Here is a 20,904-nt window from a genome sequence, read left to right as displayed (position 1 = left end):
AGGACTGCCATGGCTCTCCAGATCGGCTCCACTGCCCCGGACTTCGAGGCGCAAACCACCGAAGGCAAGATCAAATTCCACGACTGGATCGGCGACAGCTGGGCCCTCTTGTTCTCGCATCCGAAGGATTTCACCCCGGTCTGCACCACCGAGCTCGGCGCGCTGGCGCGGCTGAAACCGGAGTTCGACAAGCGCGGCGTCAAGCTGATGGGCCTGTCGGTCGACCCGGTGGAGAACCACGCCAAGTGGTCCGAGGACATTCGCGAGACGCAGGGTGCCGCGCCGAACTACCCGATGATCGGCGACACCGACTACAACGTCTCCAAGCTCTACGACATGCTGCCGGCGGCGATCTCCGGGGATCCGTCCAAGCGCAGCGCGGCCGACAACCAGACCGTCCGCAACGTCTTCATCATCGGGCCCGACAAGAAGATCAAGCTGATCCTGGTCTACCCGATGACCACCGGGCGCAACTTCCAGGAAATTCTCCGCGTCATCGACTCGCTGCAGCTCACCTCCAAGCATCGCGTCGCCACCCCCGCCGACTGGAAGCAGGGTGAGGACGTCATCATCGCCGGCTCGGTGTCCGACGACGAGGCCAAGACGATCTATCCGAACGGCTGGAAGGCGCCGAAGCCGTATCTGCGCGTGGTGCCGCAGCCGAAGTGACGGCGGCAAACGACGTTTAACGACGTCATCCCGGGACGCCTCGCAGAGGCGGACCCGGGATCTCGATAGACTGGGCTCGAACTCTGAGCGCTTCGGGCCGACGCCACTTCAGCCCCGTGGCGTCGCCCAGTCCGCGATCAGCAGCCCGAGTGTCGCCGACACCGCAGTGACGAACACGCCCCAGCTGATGTCGACCGCCACCACCGCCCAGGTCCATTGCTTGAGCATCGCCAGCGACGTCAGCTCGAAGGTCGCGTAGCAGAACAGCCCAAACAGCGCGCCGTAGAGCAAGGTCGAGCGCCATGTCGCGTCGGCCGTCCCGCTGACGAAGATCAGCACGCCCACGACATAGAGCAGATAGAACAGCACCGCCGGCACGGGGCGGATCTCGCCCAGCATCTCGCCGACCTGCGACTGGAAGAAGCCCCTGGCGACGACGCTCAGGAACGGGATGTCGAAGCCGAGCAGCACGGCCAGTGTCGCGAAATACAGAACGGCGTACCGGCCCATGCGCGGCTCCTCCCTGGTAGCTCACCTGCCGATCACGCGGAGCGACGGCAGCCCCCGCCCGGGCCGGGCCGATCAGCCGCGGCGCTTGGCCTTGGCCTTCTTTCCACCCGGCGCCTTGGCCCGCGAGGGTCTGTCTGAATACGTCTGTCCGCCGTGGCTGGACTTGTCGCGATGCTGCTTTTTGTTCGCGAACGCCGGCTGTTGGCCGGGTTTCGCCGGCCCCTCGCGATGCGGCTTGCCACGCGGCTTGGCGTCCCTGCCCCCGCGCGGCTCATCGCGCTGCAGCGGATGGTAGGCCGTCTCGTCCGCCTCGCGCCGCGGCGGCCGCTTGTCGGCGCGCGGCTTGTCCGGCGAGGCCTGCCCCGAGGGCGCGCCCGCCAGCGGCTCGATCCGGATATTGTCCTCCTTGTCGGGACGGCGGATGTTCGCAGTGAAAGCGTCGGCGACGCGCGCGGCGATCTCGAACTCGGTCGTCGTGTCCTGGATCTTGATGGCGCCGATGTCGTGCTTGTCGATGCCGCCGCGGCGGCAGATCATCGGCAGCAGCCAGCGCGCTTCCGCATTCTTCCTGCGCCCGATCGCCGCCCGGAACCAGACGCTCGGCTCGCCCATGCCGTGGCGCGCCGACGGCTTTCCTGTCTTCGTTCGGGGCGCCGGCGGCCGCTCCTCGCCGCGCGCCGGCCTGGCGGTGTCGCGACCGCGATCCTCCCGCGCACGGCCGCGATCCTGACCCGGATCCAGAATGTCCTCGGGTGACGGCAGCCGCGCGCGATAGAGCCGCGCCAATGCGGCGGCGATGTCCTCGGCCGACCGCTCCGCCAGCAGCGCCTGCGCGAGCGCCAGATCCTCCGCCGTCGTCTCCTCGGTGAACACCTGGTCGTGGAGCATGCGCTCCTGATCGAGCTTGCGGATCTCATCAGCTTGCGGCGCCGCGCCCCACGCGGCCTCGATGCCGGCGAGGTTCAGCAGCGTTTCCGCCCGCCGCCGCCGCGCCGGCGGCACCAGCAGCACGCTCACGCCCTTGCGGCCGGCGCGGCCGGTGCGGCCCGAGCGATGCTGCATCACCTCGGGATCGTTCGGCAGCTCGGCGTGGACCACGAGGTCGAGCTTGGCGAGATCGATGCCGCGTGCTGCGACGTCGGTTGCCACGCACACCCGCGCGCGCCCGTCGCGCAGCGACTGCAGCGCCGTGGTTCGCTCGTTCTGGGTCAGCTCACCCGACAGCGCGACGACGGAAAAGCCGCGTTCCAGCAGCGCCGCCTGCAGATGGCGCACCTTCTCGCGGGTGTTGCAGAATACGATCGCGCTCGGCGACTCGTAGAAGCGCAGCACGTTGACGACCGCGTGCTCGACATCGTCGGCGGCGATGCGGATGGCGCGGTACTCGATGTCGGCATGCCCGCCTTCGTCGCCCTCGACCTCGATCCGGAACGCGTCGTCCTGATACTGCTTCGCCAGCGCCACGATGCCGCGCGGGAAGGTCGCCGAGAACAGCAGGGTCCGGCGCGTTTCCGGCGTGGTCTCGAGGATGAACTCGAGGTCCTCGCGAAAGCCGAGATTGAGCATCTCGTCGGCCTCGTCGAGCACCACGGCCTTCAATTCCGAGATGTCGAGACGCCCGCGCCGCAGATGGTCGCACAGCCGCCCGGGCGTGCCGACCACGATATGGGCGCCCGCCTCGAGCTCGCGCTGCTCGCGGCGCGGATCCATGCCGCCGACGCAGGAGACGACGCGCGCGCCGGCGTGCTGATAGAGCCATGCGAGCTCGCGCTGCACCTGCAAGGCAAGCTCGCGCGTCGGCGCCACGATCAGCGCCAGCGGCGCGGTCGCCCGCGCAAACCGCTCGGCCTCGCCGAGCAGGTTCTTCGCAAGCGCCAGCCCATAGGCCACGGTCTTGCCCGAGCCGGTCTGCGCCGAAACCAGCAGGTCACGGTCGACGGCGTCATGTGCAAGCACGGCGAGCTGTACGGGCGTCGGAGTCTCATAACTGCGCTCGGCCAGGGCGCGGGCGAGCGGCGGATTCGTCGTGGGAAAGGACAAGTGACGGGAAACCTCGTTTCGATCCGGCTGCTTTACGCCATGCCGCGCCGGAACACGAGGGCCGTGAACGGTCAAATGCCGTCCTGCTCAGTGCGCCCAGCCCGCCCGGACGACACCGATGGTCGACGGCCGCGCGGCCGGGAAGGCGAGACGCGCGGCCACTGCCCCGCCAGGTCTCGGCTACTCGTCGCTCCACGGCCAATGCCAGTGATGCCAGCCCCAGTTGCGCGGACCGCTGGCGTCCATGGCCGCCTTCTGCTTGTCATCGAGCGAGTCGTAAAGCGCCTGAAACGCCGGGCGGACGATCTTGATCGCCTGCTGCATCGTGTCGAGGCGCTGTTCCGCCAGTGCGAGGCGGTCGGTCGCCTTGACCGGCGGCGTCGCCGGGCAGTCCTTCGTGATCAGCTCCGCGGCCTTTGCCGATGCCGCCTTGAGATCATCGAGCCGCGCCCGCTGCGTGTCGTTCGGCTTGATGGCGGCCTCGATCTGCGACATCCGCCATTCGGCAAATCCGGCCATGCGGGGATTGCACAGGAAGCCGAAGCCCCGACCGCCCATCATCCCCGGCCCCATCATCATGCCGGGGCCCCACCCTGGTCCGCCCGCGCCCGGCTGGGCAAAGGCCGGCGCGGCGGTGACGGTCACGATTGCGGCCGCGAAGACCAGCGCGCGTGGATCTAATCGCATGGCAGAACTCCTTGACGTGGCACCGATGAGTTTGCGCAAACTAAGCGCGCGGCGAGCTTTGGTGCTTGAGCGAGATCAACGGATCACTGCAGAGCCATGGCGAATTGAGGAGATGACAACGATACGCAGCTATCGCTGGATATGGACATCGGCGGTCGCATCGGGCTGCGGGACGCTGGCGCATATCGGCCTGATGGAGCTCAAGAGCGGGCTTCACCTGTTGCCGCAATTCGATCCCGCCACGGCGCTTCTCGACACGCTCTCGCCCCTGTTCGCCCGAGCGATGCATGATGGGGCGCCGCTGTGGTTGCTCTCGCAGCTCAACGGAGCCTTCCTGATCGGCCTGCTGTTCGGGCGCTTCTTCCACCGCCTGCCCGGCGGCAGCGGTGTCGCCAAAGGCTTCCTGCTCGGGCTTGCCGGCTGGCTGCTGCTCGGAATCGGGTTGTTTCCCGCCATCGGCCTTGGACCGTTCGCAACGTCGCTCGGCCTGGGCGCCGGCCCGGCGCTGTTTTCGCTGGCGATGGTCGAGGCGTATAGCGTCGTGCTGGGCGCCGTGTATGCGGCCCTGCAGAGACCGGATCAGAAGATCGAGCCTGGCCGCGGAGACAGCAATCACGCCTGACCGTCGCCGGGAGGTCGCCCGGCCAATTTCGAAAAGGCCGAATTCTTCTCTTTCGTTTTCTCGTAAATCATGTATGATCCACGTCGTCCTGCCCCATGCAGAGGGACGTACGCGTCGTCACGAACGTCGGTGCGGGATGCGGTGGCCGCGAACCATGCCGGACGCGCGTTTCGCGCAGACGACCGGCATGATCGCGGACGTGAAGTCGCAGCGTCCTGACACCCCGAAGCTGGTGTCACGTTCGCGACGGCGCTAACGCGCCGCGCGGATCATGGTGGCCAACACGCCCGGCGCACCAGGGAGACTGCGTATAAGCGTGAAGACATCGCGCAGGGAATGCCGGTTGATCGGCTTTGCCTGTGGTACCTGCCGCCTGCATTTTTTTCGCAGGCGGGCCATGGGTGAGGCCTTCACCCGGCATTCCCTGCGCCCTCTCGTTTTGCAGAGGGTAAACAGGCCGCAGAACTCGGGCTGCTCATGCCGCGGGAATGCGAGGTCATGTCTTGAGACGCTTGCGCAGATCTCTGTTGTCGTCCCGGGCACCGTCCGTGATCCAGGGCCTGACGGAGGACGGTCTCGGCTACATCGCGCGCGTGACCGCCCCCTACCTCGTCATCATGATCGGCTTCGTGCTTCTGCTCACGCTGTTTCCGGGCATCGTGACCATCCTGCCACGATTGCGCGACGGGTGAGCAGCCGTGTCAGGCCGCGCGCATGCCGTCGAGGAACTTCTGCACCTCAGCCTTCAGCCGCAGGCTCTCGCCGGACAGCGCCTGCGCCGAGGCGAACATCCGGTTGGAGCTTTCGCCGGTCTCGCCTGCCCCACGCGCCGCGCTGCGGATGTTCTCGACGACCTCTGCGGTGCCGGTTGCGGCCGAGCGGACGCTCTGGGTGATGTTCTGCGTAGCGGCGCGCTGCTGTTCGACGGCGGCGGAGATCGAGGCGGCGATCCCGTTGATGCGCTCGATGGTCGAGCCGATTGCCTTGATGGCGTCGACCGATTCCTGGGTCACGGTCTGCATGTTGGCGATCTGGCTGGAGATCTCCTCCGTCGCCTTGGCGGTCTGGCCGGCCAGGGTCTTGACCTCCTGAGCGACCACCGCGAAGCCGCGGCCGGCATCACCGGCACGGGCGGCCTCGATGGTGGCGTTGAGCGCCAGCAGGTTGGTCTGCTCGGCGATCGAGGTGATCAGCTTGACGACGTCGCCGATGCGGTTGCCGGCGTCGGACAGCTCCTTGATGCGCTGGTCGGTCGCGGTCGCCTGGTTGACCGCCTCGGCGGCGATGGCGTTGGACTCCTGCACGCGACGGATGATCTCGGCGATCGAGCCGGACAGCTCGTCCGATGCAGCAGCCGCAGTGCGGACGTGCTCGGATGCGGTTTCCGACGCGCCGGCCGAGTGGCCGGACAGGTCGGCGGTGGTGCGCGCCGTCTGGGTGAGCTGGCGCGCCTCGCGCTCGAACTCGCCCGACGAGGTCAAGACGTTCTCGATGATGCCGCCGATGCTGGCCTGGAACGAATCGACGAAACGCTGCAGCTCGGCCTTGCGCTGCTCGACAGCCGCTGCGGCCGCAGCGGTCTGCTCCTCGCGCATCCGGCGCCGCTCGCTCGCGGCACTGCGGAACACGACCAGGCTGCGGGCGATTTCACCGATCTCGTCGCTGCGGTCATCGGACTTGATCGCAACGTCCTCGCGGCCCTCGGCGATGGCGGTGAGCGCGTCGGTCACCGCGGCGAGAGGCTTGGTGACGCGGCGAACCGCCAGCATGGTCAAGCCGAGCACCAGCAGCGCGGCGATCGCAGCGGCGACGACCATGGTCCGCATCGCCTGCGACAGCATGGCGTCGAGCTCGGCCATGGGCACGCCGACATAGAGAATGCCGATCACCTTTCCAGCCGGATTGGTGACAGGAAAATAAGCGGTCATGAACGACTTGCCGAACAGCGTCGCGGGGCCCTTGTAGGCCTCGCCGCGGCGCAGCAGCGCCTGCGCCGGATGATCCGCGGCAAGCTGGGTGCCCACGGCGCGGTCGCCATTCTCCTTCTTCACATTGGTCGAGCGGCGGACGAACTGGCCGCTGTCATCAACCACGAACAGCGTGGCGCTGCCGCCGACATAGGACACCGCGCGATCGACGATCGCGTGATCCTTGATCTCGGGAATCGCCGGAATCTCGATGCGCGTAACGACGCCGTTCTGCACGCTGACTTTCGCGTCGCCGAACGTTTCGGTGAACGTCAGCGCGAAGGTGCGCAGATTGCCTTCGATGTCGCGTTTGGCGCGATCCGTGAAATCGGAGGACAGCGACCAGTACGCCGCGCCGACCACGAGAGCTGTGTTCAGGGCGATCACGACAACGGCGCCAATCAGCGCCTTGGTGCCGAGCTTCAATTTGACGGACACGAGATAAACCTTCCAGGGGAACTGCAACTGAATCTCAAACTGCCCGTAGTTGGTTTCAAAGCGGTTATTTTCCGGAGCGTAGAATACCGGAACTCTCGATAAAAACGGCAATAAGATACCCTGATCATGTCCTCCTCCCCCATCATCGTATGGTTTCGCGAGAGCCTGCGGCTGTCTGACCACCCCGCGTTGCATGAAGCAGCGAAGTCGGGCACTCAGATCGTTTGTAGTTACGTCCACGATCAGGAAAGCCCTGGATTGCGTCCGCTCGGCGGCGCGGCGCGCTGGTGGCTCGCGCAATCGTTGCGTGCACTCGAGGCCGAACTACATGCGCTCGGCGCCGAGCTCGTGATCCGGCGCGGCTCCGCGGCCAAGGTGCTCGGCGAGCTGGCGCGCCAAACCAGGGCCAGCGCGGTGTATTGGAACGATGTCGCGCAGGCCGGCCCCCGCGCCGTGGCTGCCGGCGTCGAAGCAGCACTCGCCGAGATCGGCGTCTCTTCACGCGTGTTTCCCGATGACCTTCTGGTCGATCCGGCCGAGTTGCGCGGCAAGGATGGGCGCGGCCCGCGCGTGTTCACACCGTTCTGGAAGCGTGTGCTCGCTCTGGGTGATCCGCCGAAGCCGCTGCCGCGGCCGGCCCGGCTGTCGCACGCCCCCGGCGGCGCAAGCTTGCCGATCGGTGAGCTCGCGCTCGAGCCGCGCAAGCCCGACTGGGCCGGCGGCCTGCGAGCGTCATGGCAAGCCGGCGAGCGCGCGGCACAGGCGCGCCTCGCCAGCTTTCTCGAAACGGCCGTGCAGACCTATGCCGCCGATCGCGACCGGCCCGACATCGAGGCGACCTCCCGGCTGTCGCCGCATCTGCGCTTCGGCGAGATCAGCCCGCGCCAGGTCTGGCATGCGGCGCGATTTGCCGCCGCCGAGCGTCCAGCTTCCGCCGCCGGCATCGACAAGTTCCTGAGTGAGCTCGGCTGGCGCGAGTTCAGCCGCCACCTGCTCTACAACAATCCCGACCTCGCGACCCGCAATCTGCAGCCGGCCTTCGATGCCTTTCCCTGGACCCAGGATCATTCAGCGCTGCAGGCCTGGCAGCGCGGGCGAACCGGATATCCGATCGTCGATGCCGGGATGCGTGAGCTCTGGCATACCGGGAGCATGCACAACCGCGTCCGTATGGTGGTCGCCTCGCTGCTCGTGAAGCACCTTCTGATCGACTGGCGGCTCGGCGAACAGTGGTTCTGGGACACGCTGGTCGACGCCGACCCGGGCAGCAATCCGGCAAGTTGGCAATGGGTTGCGGGATCGGGCGCCGACGCCGCGCCCTACTTCCGCGTCTTCAATCCCGTGCTGCAGGGCGAAAAATTCGATTCTCGCGGGACCTATGTCCGCCGCTGGGTGCCGGAGCTGGCGCGCCTGCCGGCCACGCTGATCCACCAGCCCTGGGCGGCGAAGCCGCTCGAGCTCGCCGAGGCCGGGGTTGAACTCGGCCGCACCTACCCGGCGCCGATCGTGGATCACAAGCCCGGGCGGGAGCGCGCGCTGGCAGCCTACGCAAGCTTGCGCACAAGTGATTAGTTGGGGCGCGCTTTGACAGTACAGAGAATCCAGCTATCGTCGCAGGGTTTCCAACAAATCGGGGGACCCGATATGGACGACACTCCACTCTCTGATCCGACCGTGACCGAGACCAGCATGCCCGCCGAGGCGCCGAAGGATCCGGTGATCACGACGGCGCCTAAGGCCCGACGAGCGGCCAAGAAGACCGCGAAGAAGACCTCCAAGAGGGCTGCACCCAAGCGGGCCGCCGCCAAGGCCAAGAAGGTCGCGACCAAGAAGTCCGCCAAGAAGACCGTGAAGAAGGCGGCCAAGAAAGCTGCGAAGAAGACGGCCAAGAAGGCCACCAAGAAAGCGGCCAAGAAGACGAAGAAGGCCAAGCGCTGATTCTGCCTGGCTCGGGACCGAAGGCGACTCGTCACCTTCGCTGATGGTCTTGGCGAAACAATCCAGTGCCCGGTAGTGGGGACGATCTGGCGCTGGATTGTTTCGTTTGTCGCCGTGCGGTTGGGAGCCGGGACCTGGCATCCGCGGCGCTACGCAGCGACCGGTGATGCCGCGCGGACGCCGGACTGGCTTGCGATCGGATTGCCGGCTGAGGTCTGCTGGGACAGAGATTCAGTGCGGGCGGTGCCGTCACCAGACGTCGGGACAGGGGTCGACGATCTTCCAGAGCTCGATGCCGTTCTTGATCCGCTTCATCTCGGTGGTGAGCCCGCCGTTGCGCCGGATCCAGTCCTTCACCGAATCGGGGTAATAGGACATCAGCTCGGACGTCCCCTCCACGCTGGTGACCTTGATGCCGAACGTGAACGCCTTGTCGTAATAGGCCTGGTGGAAGCCGAGGCTGGCCCTGGGCGTGACGCAGATCCTGTTGAGCGGCACGAAGCCGAAGACGAGCGTGCAGGCGGAATTGCAGATGCCGTCGATGATGACGCGCTGACGCGTTTCCCTGACGTGCCTGTACTTGGCCTTGTACTCTTCGATGTAGCCACCATGGTCACGCGTAATGTGCAAATCCGCACGCGCCGGGCTAGCGGCGACCAGCAGGAGCACGACGCTTGGGATCAGGCGATTCATGGATCGGACGGCAAACCCGGTCTTTTCTGGCGCTGTCGCGACAACGCCTCGGGCCCAATGCACGACGGCACTTGCCGGACCTTGTCATGGTGTTCTTAAGCACGCGGAAAAGGCCAAAATTTTGACGGGTTATCGCCTTTTGCGCACCCTTTCCGCCACTTCCGCGTTAGGCTATCAGCCAGACGGCCGGCCTTGACGTCGTTTTCCGGAGAAGAAAAGTCATGAGCAAGCTCGCATCCCTCGCCGCCGCCTTGATCGTGTCAATTGCCGCCCTGGTGCCGGCCACGTCCGAGGCGCGCAGCCATCATCGGCATCATCGCCACCACTACGGGCTGCCCTACGCCATCAGCTTCCTGCACAATTATGGCCCCGGCCCGCTGCCCGGTAGCTTTGCGTTCTATGACGGTCCTTCCACCAACCACTGCTACCAGAGCTCGGCGGCCTACATCGGCCAGGACCGCCGCCGGCATCCCTGCTTCTGACGCCATCCATGGACGCCCCGCCAGCTTCGGCGAACGACCGTTCATGTCCGGCGGAGGCTGGCCTTGGCCATCCAAGTCTGGTATCCCGGTGACGCGGGAGATTTGGCCCGCATCGCGCGCTCGTAGCTCAGCTGGATAGAGCATCGGATTTCGATTCCGAGGGTCGGGAGTTCGAATCTCTCCGAGCGCGCCAGAGCCTTTGACCAGCCCAACTCCGGCGCCCTGAGCCGGTGCGATCCGACTCTGCGGGCTGGGCCTGTCCAGATGACCTCCCACGGCGGCCGCAGTTGCGATGCCGGGACCGACACGGCCTCAAGCGGTTGTGACCTCGTGAGTGAGCCGGCCGACCTGGATCAACGGCTGCGTCGCATCGCCGACGCCACCGAAGACCTTCAGCTCGATCTCGACGCGGGCACGGCCCGACGTCGTTGGCTTCGTCGTCGCCCGCCACGTATCGATCATCTGCGCGAACGGGGCCACGAAGGGCGGCTTCACGCCCGGATCGACCGCTGACGGGGTCGGCGTCAGCAGGTTGATCGGCAGCCGTACGCGCGGGATCGCCGGCTGGCCGGCCACGATCTCGTAGCTGTACATGCCCTGCATCGCGACCTCGTCGCTGGTGCCGCCATTGCCGCCGGCATAGAGCCCCGCGAAGAACGTCGTCAGGCGCGCGTCGAGGTCACCGGTCGCCCCCGACATCGCGTCGAGCGAGAACGCCGTGTAGTTCAGCTGCGGAACCACTGTGGACGCGAACCGCACCTCCGGCGTCTGGAACAGGAACGCCGGGTTGGTGCTGGTGGTCTTGAGATCTGCCAGCGGGAACAGCGCGAGATTGCGCTGCACGAACACCGACGCCCAGCCGCTCTGGTATAGCAGCACGTCGAGCGGAGCGATCGAAACGGTTCGGGCCGGCAACTCACGTGCCTCCTCTTCGCCGAGATAAACCGTCTTGCCGTCGACCTGACGCGCATAGACGTAGGCGATCTGCACGCCGACGGGCAGCTCTGCCGGAGGCACGGCCTGGGGCGTATAGAGCTCGGGTGCAATCGCGATCGCGGGCGCCGGAAGCGTGGTCGTGCCGTTCGAGATCGTGTTGGCCGCCGCATTCCAGCTCGCCGCCGTTCCATCGATGGTGATGTTGACGAGATTGATGCGCGCGTGCCCGTCGCTGGTGCTGTCGAGCGTCGACAGAAACTTCACGATCACATGCGCCGGTGCGACCGCCAGCCTTGCAGGCCCGACCGTCTCCCGCGCATAGGCATCCGCGATCTGCCTGGTCTCCAGCGCAAAGGCGGCGGTCGCCTTGCGCGCGGCAGCCAGCGTCGCCGGATCCGGCTCGGCGCCATCGATGCCGACCAGATACTGGTTGAGGTCGCGCAGGATCGCCGGATAGTTGGTGACGAATTGCGCGAGCGCGGTGAACAGGTCGGGCTCGCCGCTCAACCTGGCCGAGCCGCGCAGCGTCGGCTCGGTCGGCCGGTTGAACTCCATCGTGCAGGACACTGCGTCGGCTGCCGCCTGCTGATAGAGGTAGTCGAACAAATAACCCCAGGCGTTCAGCTTCGATGGATCGGTCGTGCCCTCGCCGGTGAGCTGCCGCGCCTGCTGCGCGGAGACCGTCGGCGGCGTCGGCAGATCGCGGTTGACCACGGGAATGTTGGTGACCTGCGTCCCCAGCGGATAGCTGAACGGCCCGTTGACGAAGGCGAGCCATCGCGAATCGACATAGCCGTCGATTCCGGGGACGGTGCGCCGCTCGAATTCGAGATGAGTGAGCGAGAGCGTGAGCTCGAGCGGCACATAGGCCTGGTCGACGACGTTCTTGGTGGCAAATACGAAGGCCAGCCGCGGATCGTACCAGGTCTTGCTGGCGGGATCGTAGACTTCGCCGAGCGGGATGCGCGTCGACGTCAGCGTGAAATTCTGATTGTCCGCGGCGCCCTTGATGCTGCCGCCCGGCTGACCGTAGAGGTTCGGCGGACCGGCCGGGTTGCTATCGCCTCCGCCGGTCACCTCGGTCAATCCGAACACGACGGCCGCACCGGCCCGATAGGCTGCGCCAAGCTGATTGAGCAGCTGCTGGCGCAGCTTCTCGCTGGCCGCGAATCCGGTTGAAGGATCGCCCGCGCTGGTCGACAGCACCGGCAGCGTCTTCAGGCTGATCGTATCGGCCAGCGATTCCTTGGTCGACAGCACGCTTCCCAGCGAACCGTCCTTGAGCGGATCGGTCACGCCGTCGATCCGGTCGAGGATGAACGCGTGCGGCGCGTAGTCGGCCGACAGGAACTGATCGATGGCATCCAGCGCGCTCTGGAACCACTGGTTCAGATCGACACCGTCGAGATGCAGCGTGTCGGTGTCGCCGCTGTCATAGCGCGTGATCGTCGCATCGCCGCTGGCAAGCGCCTTGGCGATCGGCTTCGGCGCGAAATAGCTCGGTGACGTGCCCAGCTTGAAATGGATGCCCTGCCCGGCCGCCTTGCCGAAGCGGACGGCCCAGAGCTGCTGAGCGCCGTCGGCCGCATCCTCACCGTCGCGGGACAGGCCCTGCCCGACCTTGAGATACCAGTCGGCGGTGACGAAGACCGTTTCGACGATCTTGCTGAACTCCGTGTAGGATACATTGCCGTCGCCGTCGGCACGCGGCAGGATCGCCGCGGCCACGCCGGTGCCGCCCTGCAACGCCGCCACCGCCGGGTCGACCAGCAGCGGATTGCGGCTGAACGTGAGCGTGACATCGAGCTCGAGGATGTTGCCGGCGGCGATCGCATTGACGTCGACCGGAAGCGACAAGGTCACAGCCGGGGCTGCGGGCGCCTGGCCGCGCGTCACGAGCTTCAGATACAGCACGCACGCGCGCACATAGCCGCGAATGATGTCCGCCTGCGCATCGCCAAGATCCACATCGGGCTTTGCCATCAGCGAATTCGACAGCCGCATCGCCACCGCGTTACCGGAGACGCCCGGCACGGGAACGGCGACATCGGCGGAATAATCCTGATGCAGCTGATAGTAGATCCGGGTGTAGAGCGAGAGATCGTCGGCGGCCCGCGCCGCACCGTCCGGCCCGGCATAGGCGGCGGCGTTGAGGGACAATGCAAGCTTGAACGCGGCACCGCCCGCCGCGTCATAGCTGTAGCTGGCATTGGTATTGATCCAGGACCCCAGCCCGATCAGCTCATCGCGGTACAGCATCGACACCGCAGCCCCGTTGAGCGCGCCGCGGTACCCTTGCGGCGGCGCCTCGAACGGTGTCACCGTGGTGTTGCCGAAGATGTCGCGCCATTGCAGCGCGACCTGCGCCATGGTGCCGACGCCGAGATAGGGATTGGCCGCCTTCGGCGGCAGATCCGGATCAGACGGGTCCGGCGCGGCGTTGACCAGCGCGAACTGCGCACCAATGCCGATCGACTGGCGATAGTCGAGATCAGCGATCGCAACCTGCGCCAGGCGGTCGCCGCGCGTCCGCGCCGAGCGCGCATGGCTCTCGAACGCACTGGACTCATCGTCGTCATGGTCCTGGGGACCGAACGGCATGCCCAGCGGAGTAGCCTTGTAGAAGACGTTGCCCGCGAGCCCCGCGGCCAGCGAGGTGTAGAGCTGATACATCGTCTTCTTGGCAAAGTCCGGCGCCGCTGGATCGTCCGGCGGCAGGCCGAGATTGTCGCGCGTCAACGAGAACCCGATGTTCTGCGGTGGCAACTGGTCGCGCAGGGAGAACAGCTGCGGATCGAGATCGAGCACGGCATTGACCGGGAACAGCCCGGGCGCTGCGCTGGCGCCACGGGCGATCAGGTCGACATCCAACCCGTAATAGGAGGCCATGCTGGCAAAGCTCATCCCGGGCGCGGCCGAGGAACTGACCTGATAGGCCAGCGGCGGGATGTAGAACACGGCGGCCAGCGCAACAGCGACTTGTGGATTGAAGGCGGCGATGTCCTGGCCGGTGATAGGATGGACTGCACCGGCTGAGAACAGTTTGGCGAGCTTGTCGAGCGTGGCCTGCGCGTCGATGGCCCCCCCGGTGCCGCGAACCAGATCCGCGTCGGTCAGTTGGCGCACCGCGCCCACGATCGGCACCAGCGCGCCCGCGGCGAGCGGCTTGGTCGCGTTGACCTCGGCGATCCGCCCGGGCCCGGGGCCGTAGATCGCCGCGAGCGCATCGAGCGATGCTCCCGCCGCAACCGGTGCCGTCTGGGCGGTCGAGGCGAGCGACACCGTCTGTACCAGATCGCTCTGCGGATCGACAGCGTCGGTCGTCACGAAGGCGTTGACGAAGTCGGGAAGCGTGGTGCCGAAGGACTCGCTGCCCTGCGCCGCGAACGTCACGACCATTGTCACAATGCCAGAGCCGGAGGAATCGAAGACGGCCGCCGGCAGGCCTTCCTCGCTTTCGACGTTCTCGTAGTAGAGATAGTAGCCGCCGCTGCGGACCGTGCTGAGCTCCCACATCAGGCGGATGAACTGCGCCGGCGAATTGGCAATGCCGCGCGGCGGAGCGTCCTCGGCGCTCAGCATCAGGCGCAGCGCCGCCGCAGGATTGGTCTCGGTCGACAGGTTGGTCTGGGTGATAAAGGCGAGGAAGTCGGCGTCCGCAGGCGTCACCAGCATCGGCGCGCCGGGTCCGGACTGGTTGTAGAGCAGGAAGACGGCGGAGGCGATGCCTTCGCCCAGCGCATCCATGGCGGTCAGGATGCGCTGCAGCCGCACCGCGTCCTCCGAGCTGGGTCCGACGAGCTCATAGACGAACGGCAGCGACGGCGCCGATGCCGGACCGCTCGGCAGATCGCCTGCGCCGGTGCCCTGAGCAGCCAGCGCCGCCGCGTCCGGCAGACGCTTGATCTCAATATCGAGCCGCGTGCACCAGGTCCAGCGCCCCAGGTCCGCATAGTCTGTGCGTCCGGTCGCGGGATTGCTGCGCCCGGTCTGCGGCTGGAACTTCGGCAGCAGCGCAAAGGTCGAGCGGAGATCCGGCATGACAGCGCGGATCGACTGCTCCCGCGTGGCGACCAGATTGGTCTGCGCCGGCGGCAGGCTCCATAGCGTCGGCTGCACCTGCGCGCCGGCATCGGCCGCCGCGGCCACGCCGCTGCGGTTCGTCAGAGCCAACAGGCTCGCGACGGATCCGCTCGACCAGCGCGCGTAGCCGCTGGCGGTAAACGGCCGCGGCTGACGCTCGGCGAGCGGCAGCGCCGCAAACGTCGGGCTCGGGACGAAATTGCCCGGCGCCCTGGCCCAGCTGACGACGACGTTCAGCGCGGCATAGGCCTGACTCAGATCGACGTCCATGCTGAGGTCGGTGGTGTCGTTCAGCAAGATGAAATCGAGCGGGACGCCGTGGCTCTGAGTCTCGCGTGCGAAGCCGACCTTGTAGCTCGTGGCAGAACTGGGCGTCGGGAATTGCTGGCCCGTGAGCTGATAGACGCCGTAGCCCGATTGCGTCCTCGGATAGAGGAACGCAGGCGACAGGGTCAGTCCGTCCCGGACCGGCAGCCGCAATCCATAGACCAGGAAGCGCGAGACCATGCCGGCGGTCTGCCCGACCTGGCCCGTGGCCGCGATGGCCGACCACAACGCGCCGACCGACAGGGCCTGAAGACTGCCGACCGTGAGCAGGCCGCGCTCCGCCTGCACCGAGAACAGGCCGGCGACGCCGCGATTGGCGTCCGCCACCGCAACCGCAGTGGTCTGGAACAGGTTCGCGACCGTCGACAAGGTATCGGATGACGGGCCGGAGGTCCCTGCGGTCCTGTAGGCGATCGGCCAGATCGCGAGCGGCAAGGTCGGCTGCAGCAGGCCGGCGACGCCGTAGAGCACGCTCTGTGCAGCGAGCGCGTCGATCGAGATCGCGCCGAGCTGCAGCGCGATGTCGTCGAAGCTGCCGCCCTGCCGCGTCACACAGATCTGCTCCTGGCCGTGGCTGTTGGTGAGCAGCAGGACGACGCCGCCCTGCAGCATGTGACGGGCCCGGTTGGCCACGATCAGGCGGTCCGGCGTCGTGATCCAGCGCGGCGGCAACGCCGCATCGGAATAGCGGCCGGCGATGCCCTGCAGGGTGTCCCCGCTCTGCACCACATATTCGAGGCCGTCGATATGCAGGGACAGCCCGGCCCCCAAGGCATGGTCGACATTGGGCTGTACGATATCCGCAATCGTCAAGGCGTTGCCGGCGATCCCGTTGAGCTCATCGAGAATAGCACCGATGCTGCTCGTCGGGGTCAGCGGATAGGCATAGCTCTGCAGCGCGTCGGCCGCGGCCTGGAGCAGTTGGCGCGCGATCAGCGTGAAGGTGTCGACGAACACCAGGGCCGCCATCGACTCCGCCGAGCTCGTATCGGTCTCCGCGGCAAGCCGGCGCGTTTCCTTGTTCTGGGCCTCGATGTTCGCGGCGACCTGCGCGAATATTTTGCTGACCGCGGTCGCGTAGCCGGGCGTGGCCGTGGTGTAGGTCTCGAACGCGATCGGCGAGGTCTGGCCACCGGACATGCCGGGGACCTGCAGCTTCAATCCGTCGAACACCGGAAACAGCACCGAACCGGCATCGAGCTTGGTCTTCAGCCCCGACGATTGCGCCGTCGCCGGATTGAAGATGTCGAGCGTGAAGCCGTCGGCCAGGAACTGCAGCAGGCCCTTGATCGACAGGAACGGATCGGTCGTGTCAGCGAGACGCGCGACATAGGCCTCGAGCTGGGTGAGCGTCACCGACATGGCCAGCGTCTCGGTGAGCTCGGCCGCATCCCCGCTCTCGTTTCCCAGTGCGTCGATGATCCAGGGGAAGTAGACCTCGGCCAGCACGTCGAAGGACGTCTTGGTGGCGGACGGCGCGCTCGCCGCGGCATCCGGCGCGTCCATTGCGAGCAGGAGCACGAATGCCCCCTGGTTCGAGGCTGCGTCTGTGGCTGCCTCCGGAGCAAGCACGGTGTACTGCGCGCCCGCCATCAGCGACAGCTTCGGCTTGTTGCCATCTGCGGCGGCAAGGCCCATCCGGCGGGCGCTAGCGGGCCCGAGCCGCTTCGGTCGCGGCTTCAAGCTGCGCGCCAGCCGCATGGCCGCGTCCGGTCCGCGCGCGTGAGCCCGCTGCATCAGCAGCGCGTCGGCGCGTGCCCCCTGAACCTCCCATGGCGCCGTGCTGGTCTGTCCGATCACGAAGGTCGCAGAGACCTGGGCCGAGAACGACAGGCTGATGGAGATCGAGAACAGGCCGAGATTGATCTTGACCTTGAGGCTGATCGTCACGCTCGCGTTGGCGACCACCGGAATCTCGCGATAGCTCTCATAGGTGAGCTGGATCGACAGCACGATCTTGACATTGACCGAGGCTGAAATGATCGCGAAGTCGACGCTGCCATACAGCAGGCCGATGATGCCGACCGTTCCCGACAGCTTGAAATAATAGTCGCTCTGCAGCGCGCCGCTGCTGGCGCGCGATGCCAGCGTGCGCGCGGGGTCATAGGGATGCCACGGCGCCACGACGCCTTCGACGATGCCGAAGACGGTGAGCGCAAAGCCCGCCTTCAGAGGCCCCTTCTCGAAATTGTAGCCTAGACCGAGCTGCAGCCCGATGCCGAACTCGATGACGGGATCGAAAGTGCCGAGGTTGGTCTTCGGGATCTTGGTCGAGGTCGCGTTAGACAGTTTGCCGATGTAGAAGCCGCCCGCGCCCAGCACCGGCACGCCGTACACGATCACCGAGATCGAGAAGGAGCGGCGGAAATCGAGATTGTACGGGAAGCCGATGTCGATGAAGAAATCGCCGTTGGTGTAGACCTTGATCCCGAGCTGCGGCAGCGTGATCGACACCGCACCGAAATTGAGGTTGCGGATGATGTCCGGGAAGGTGAAGTCGATCTGGTAGACGCCGATGTCGTCGGTGATCTTCTTGTAGAGGATGTCGACGACGAGGTTGGCGAGCCCGCCCATCTTCTCGCCGGCGAGTGCCAGCCGCAGGCCGTAGAGATTCGGGTCATTGAACACCAGCATGGCATCGATCGACCAGGCGCCGGCCACCTTCATCAGGCCGAGATGCCCGGCAATGAGCCAGTTGTTGGACTGGTCGTAATAGGGCAGTCCGGGCGTCCCGCCGTCGTCCGCATTGGGATCGACCGGATTCATCTTGCCCGTCGTGCTGGGGACAGACTGCAGTGCGCAGATCACCTCCTTGGTACTGTTGAAGCTGGAATGGCCGGTGATGCCGATGCGCTGCCCAAGCACCAGCAGGAAGAGCTTGAACCATTCCTCGCCCCGGCCGGGCACCGACGGCAGGTTCTGCACGTCCTGCCCCTTGGCGGGATCGAGCAGATTCTTGAACGCCGGATCGTCGGCGACCAGTGGGCTCGAGCCCTCGATGGCGAGCGTCACCTTTCCGTCGGTGCCGCGACGGAAGGTCAGCGCGGTGATGCTGATGAAGCCGAGATTGATCGGGCTCGACAGCTCGTAGCTGGCCGACAGGCGCTGCGAGAAGCTCTCGCCGCTCTTGAGCGAGACGTTGACACGCAGCGCATCGAGCGAGATCTGGTTGAGCAGGTCCCATGGCGAATCCAGCGTGAAGTAAGGATTGCCGAGCGTACGCACCAGCGCCTGCACCAGCGAGCCGATGCTCCAGCCCTTGAGGCTGAACGTGACCAGCTCCTTGCCGCTCTCCCAATCCGCTCGAAAACCCTCCCACTCGACGAACAGAATGTTGTTGGAGCCCGCCTCCGTCGTCTTGAACTCATAGCCCATCGTGAGCTTGAGGTTGATCGCCGAGTAGATCCAGGTGCCTTGCGCGAAGCCGGAGAACTGCTGCTGGGCCGGCTTCTGGCCGTCATAGCTGACGCCGAGCCGCGCCGGATCGATGCCGACGGTCTGATCGCCGAAGGCGAACGTCCAGCTGAAGCCGACGGTGATGTCGTAGCTCGTCTTCAGCTCGCCCTGCTCGGCCGGAATGGTCGCGGTGATCGCGAATTCGGAGATGATGAGGTCGCCGGGCAGGAAGCTCGGGAAACCGTAGGCGCTGCCGGGCGAAAAGAACTGGTTGATCAGGTCCGAGACCTCGAGCGGTTCCTCCAGCGAGGCGGCGAGGTCCCACCGCTTCGGCGTTTCGAACCCGTCATAGGTCACGCTGACCTTGGTGTGCAACGGGCCGACATCGAGGAAGCCTCCGACGCTCGACTTCCATTGCGTCTGCGAGGCGGTTTGCAGCGCGCCCCCTCGCGAGGTCCGCAGCATCGGCAGCGGCGCCGCCCGCAGCAGCGTCGTCGCATTGCCCCCGTCTGGCGTCTGCGTCGGAGTCTGCGCCGCGATCGAGACCGTCCCCTCTCGCACGGCAAGGATCGGCTGGTTGTTGATCTTGAGCAGATTGAGCGTGAGGCTGAAGCCGGCGTCGAACTGAAAGCTCTGCGCGCCGTAGTCGACCGCGACCGCGATGTCGCCAAGCTCGAAATCGCCGACATTCTCGACGTCGAGCACGACGGCACCGCCGGACAGTGCCGTCAGGAAGTCGCTCAGCTTCGCGGTCCCGGCGAAGGATGCGAAGAACTGCTTCGCGGAGGTGAACTGGACGGTGAACACGCCGTCGCCCTCGCCGTCGGGCCCCTTGAAGACGCTCGGCGCCAGTACGAACTCGGTCGTGAAGTCGTAGGTCTGTTGCCGCTTGGTGCCGTCGAACGGATAGGCCATCGACCATTGCAGCGCGAAGCTCGTGATCTTGAAGTCGAGCACCCCGGTCGGCGGCAGGATCTGCCAGCTCGTATCCTTCGAGCTGCCGATCTCGATCGAGACCGCCGTGATCGTCGGCGAGCGGCCGAGCGTGCCGGCGATCGAGAAGCCGTTGAGACCGACAAAGGCGAGGAACTGCTGCAGCACATCGGGAGTCGCGGCGAGATAGCCGCCATTGCCGCCCATCACCTCGATCACCGTGGCCGGCGTCAGCGGCGCGCCGCCTTCGACGACGGCAAGTGCCACCGAATAGTTGGCATCGGCGCCGGGTGTGATCTCGACGTCGAGCTGATAGGAGCCGGTGCTGCCGACGTCGAACTGCGAGGAGATCGCGAGCGTCGGCGCCTGATCTCCGGCATCCGGATCGGCGGGATCGGCCAGCACCAGCACGCCGTCGACCTCATCGGCGCCATCGGGCGCGGGAATGGTCAGAGCGAGGCTCGGATCCCTGACCGTGAACTGCGACGCGAGCTTGAACGTGCCGTCCTGGATCGCGGCCCGCAGCTGCCCCGGCGGGAACAGCACGGTCTCGCCGTTGAAGATGCCCATGTTGAGCGCGCCGCTCAGCAGCAGATCGCCGGTCGGCGCGGTGAGGCCTGGAAACAGCAGCAGGAACGGCTTGGCGACATCCGGCAGAGCGACCTTGGCAACGAAATTCTGCACCGCGCCGCCGCTCACGGCACGCCCTGCGGAGTCACCATACGGGTAGGTGCCGGTCGCCGTCGAGAACACGAAGCTGACGTTCTTCAGGGTGCCGAACTGATTGAACGGGAAGCCGCCCATGAAGGCGAAGCTGCTGGTCCAGGTCCAGTTCGATGGCGTCGCCTCGACCTGCACGATCAGTTGGTCGCCGTCCACGGTGAAGACAAGCGTGGCCTTCGCGGCCAGCGGAGCCGAGGCGCCGATGAACGGGATCGTCGCCGACTGCACCGTGAACGCCGTCCCTTCGACGGGCCCGACATCGGATTTTGCCACCGTCACCTTGAAGTCGGCCGCGGCCTTGAGGAAGAAGGCCTGGCTCAGCCAGGCGTCGTAGTCTGCGGGGACCTTCACGGCGGGATCGGCGAGGCCCGCCGTCAGGAAGGCGGCATCGAGCGCGAAGGCGGTGTCGCCGGCGGCGGCTTCGACAGCGGCACGGAGATTGTCGATAGCGCTCATCAGC

At 66.4% G+C, this 20,904-nt stretch carries 11 protein-coding genes, 1 tRNA gene and 1 pseudogene; 7 read left to right on the top strand and 6 right to left on the bottom strand.

All coding sequences use genetic code 11. The features are described from left to right. Positions 1 to 9 precede the first annotated feature (9 nt). Complete coding sequence (locus QX041_RS09010; RefSeq protein WP_315717694.1) at positions 10 to 669, top strand: peroxiredoxin; 660 nt, start codon at positions 10 to 12, stop codon at positions 667 to 669. Positions 670 to 777: 108 nt separating this feature from the next. On the opposite strand, the gene QX041_RS09005 is transcribed toward QX041_RS09010, so the two are convergent. The 3 genes from QX041_RS09005 to QX041_RS08995 all read right to left on the bottom strand — a co-directional run bounded on the left by QX041_RS09005 (position 778) and on the right by QX041_RS08995 (position 3,906). Continuing rightward, a complete protein-coding gene (locus tag QX041_RS09005) occupies positions 778 to 1,179 on the bottom strand; it encodes a DUF2177 family protein (RefSeq protein ID WP_316165045.1) in 402 nt (133 codons plus the stop codon). A 72-nt stretch (positions 1,180 to 1,251) separates the two neighbouring features. Next, positions 1,252 to 3,219: a DEAD/DEAH box helicase gene (locus tag QX041_RS09000; RefSeq protein WP_315827865.1), complete on the bottom strand. Its 1,968-nt coding sequence runs from the start codon at positions 3,217 to 3,219 to the stop codon at positions 1,252 to 1,254. 180 nt (positions 3,220 to 3,399) lie between these two features. Next, positions 3,400 to 3,906 (bottom strand): Spy/CpxP family protein refolding chaperone, encoded by a 507-nt coding sequence (locus QX041_RS08995; protein ID WP_315754798.1) that lies wholly within the window; start codon positions 3,904 to 3,906, stop codon positions 3,400 to 3,402. Between the two features lie 112 nt (positions 3,907 to 4,018). Here QX041_RS08995 and QX041_RS08990 point away from each other — a divergent pair, with 112 nt between their 5' ends. After that, positions 4,019 to 4,528, top strand: a complete 510-nt coding sequence (locus tag QX041_RS08990; RefSeq protein ID WP_315827864.1) for a DUF6789 family protein — start codon at positions 4,019 to 4,021, stop codon at positions 4,526 to 4,528. A gap of 548 nt (positions 4,529 to 5,076) precedes the next feature. Continuing rightward, positions 5,077 to 5,220 (top strand): annotated as a pseudogene (locus QX041_RS08985) (C4-dicarboxylate ABC transporter permease); the annotation flags it as partial. 9 nt (positions 5,221 to 5,229) lie between these two features. Here QX041_RS08985 and QX041_RS08980 read toward each other — a convergent pair. After that, entirely contained in the window at positions 5,230 to 6,933 is a 1,704-nt protein-coding gene (locus QX041_RS08980; RefSeq protein WP_315717688.1) for a methyl-accepting chemotaxis protein, read from the bottom strand. A gap of 126 nt (positions 6,934 to 7,059) precedes the next feature. On the opposite strand from QX041_RS08980, the gene QX041_RS08975 reads away from it, so the two are divergent. Continuing rightward, a complete protein-coding gene (locus QX041_RS08975) occupies positions 7,060 to 8,505 on the top strand; it encodes a deoxyribodipyrimidine photo-lyase (RefSeq protein WP_316165044.1) in 1,446 nt (481 codons plus the stop codon). A gap of 72 nt (positions 8,506 to 8,577) precedes the next feature. Beyond that, positions 8,578 to 8,871, top strand: coding sequence for a histone (locus tag QX041_RS08970; RefSeq protein ID WP_315717686.1), 294 nt, complete (start codon positions 8,578 to 8,580; stop codon positions 8,869 to 8,871). 249 nt (positions 8,872 to 9,120) lie between these two features. Here QX041_RS08970 and QX041_RS08965 read toward each other — a convergent pair whose 3' ends face one another. Next, positions 9,121 to 9,564, bottom strand: coding sequence for a hypothetical protein (locus QX041_RS08965; protein WP_316165043.1), 444 nt, complete (start codon positions 9,562 to 9,564; stop codon positions 9,121 to 9,123). A gap of 221 nt (positions 9,565 to 9,785) precedes the next feature. Between QX041_RS08965 and QX041_RS08960 the strand changes: the two genes are divergently transcribed. Then, a complete protein-coding gene (locus QX041_RS08960; protein ID WP_315717684.1) occupies positions 9,786 to 10,046 on the top strand; it encodes a hypothetical protein in 261 nt (86 codons plus the stop codon). A 116-nt stretch (positions 10,047 to 10,162) separates the two neighbouring features. Continuing rightward, positions 10,163 to 10,239 (top strand) — tRNA-Arg (locus QX041_RS08955). A 119-nt stretch (positions 10,240 to 10,358) separates the two neighbouring features. Here QX041_RS08955 and QX041_RS08950 read toward each other — a convergent pair. After that, positions 10,359 to 20,900: a LysM peptidoglycan-binding domain-containing protein gene (locus tag QX041_RS08950; protein WP_316165041.1), complete on the bottom strand. Its 10,542-nt coding sequence runs from the start codon at positions 20,898 to 20,900 to the stop codon at positions 10,359 to 10,361. Between the last annotated feature and the right edge of the window lie 4 nt (positions 20,901 to 20,904).

The organism is Bradyrhizobium sp. SZCCHNRI2009, assembly GCF_032485115.1.
In the GTDB taxonomy this organism is placed as follows: Bacteria; Pseudomonadota; Alphaproteobacteria; order Rhizobiales; family Xanthobacteraceae; genus Bradyrhizobium.
Note: the sequence above shows the minus strand (reverse complement) of the source record. Positions and strands in the feature narration are given on the sequence as shown.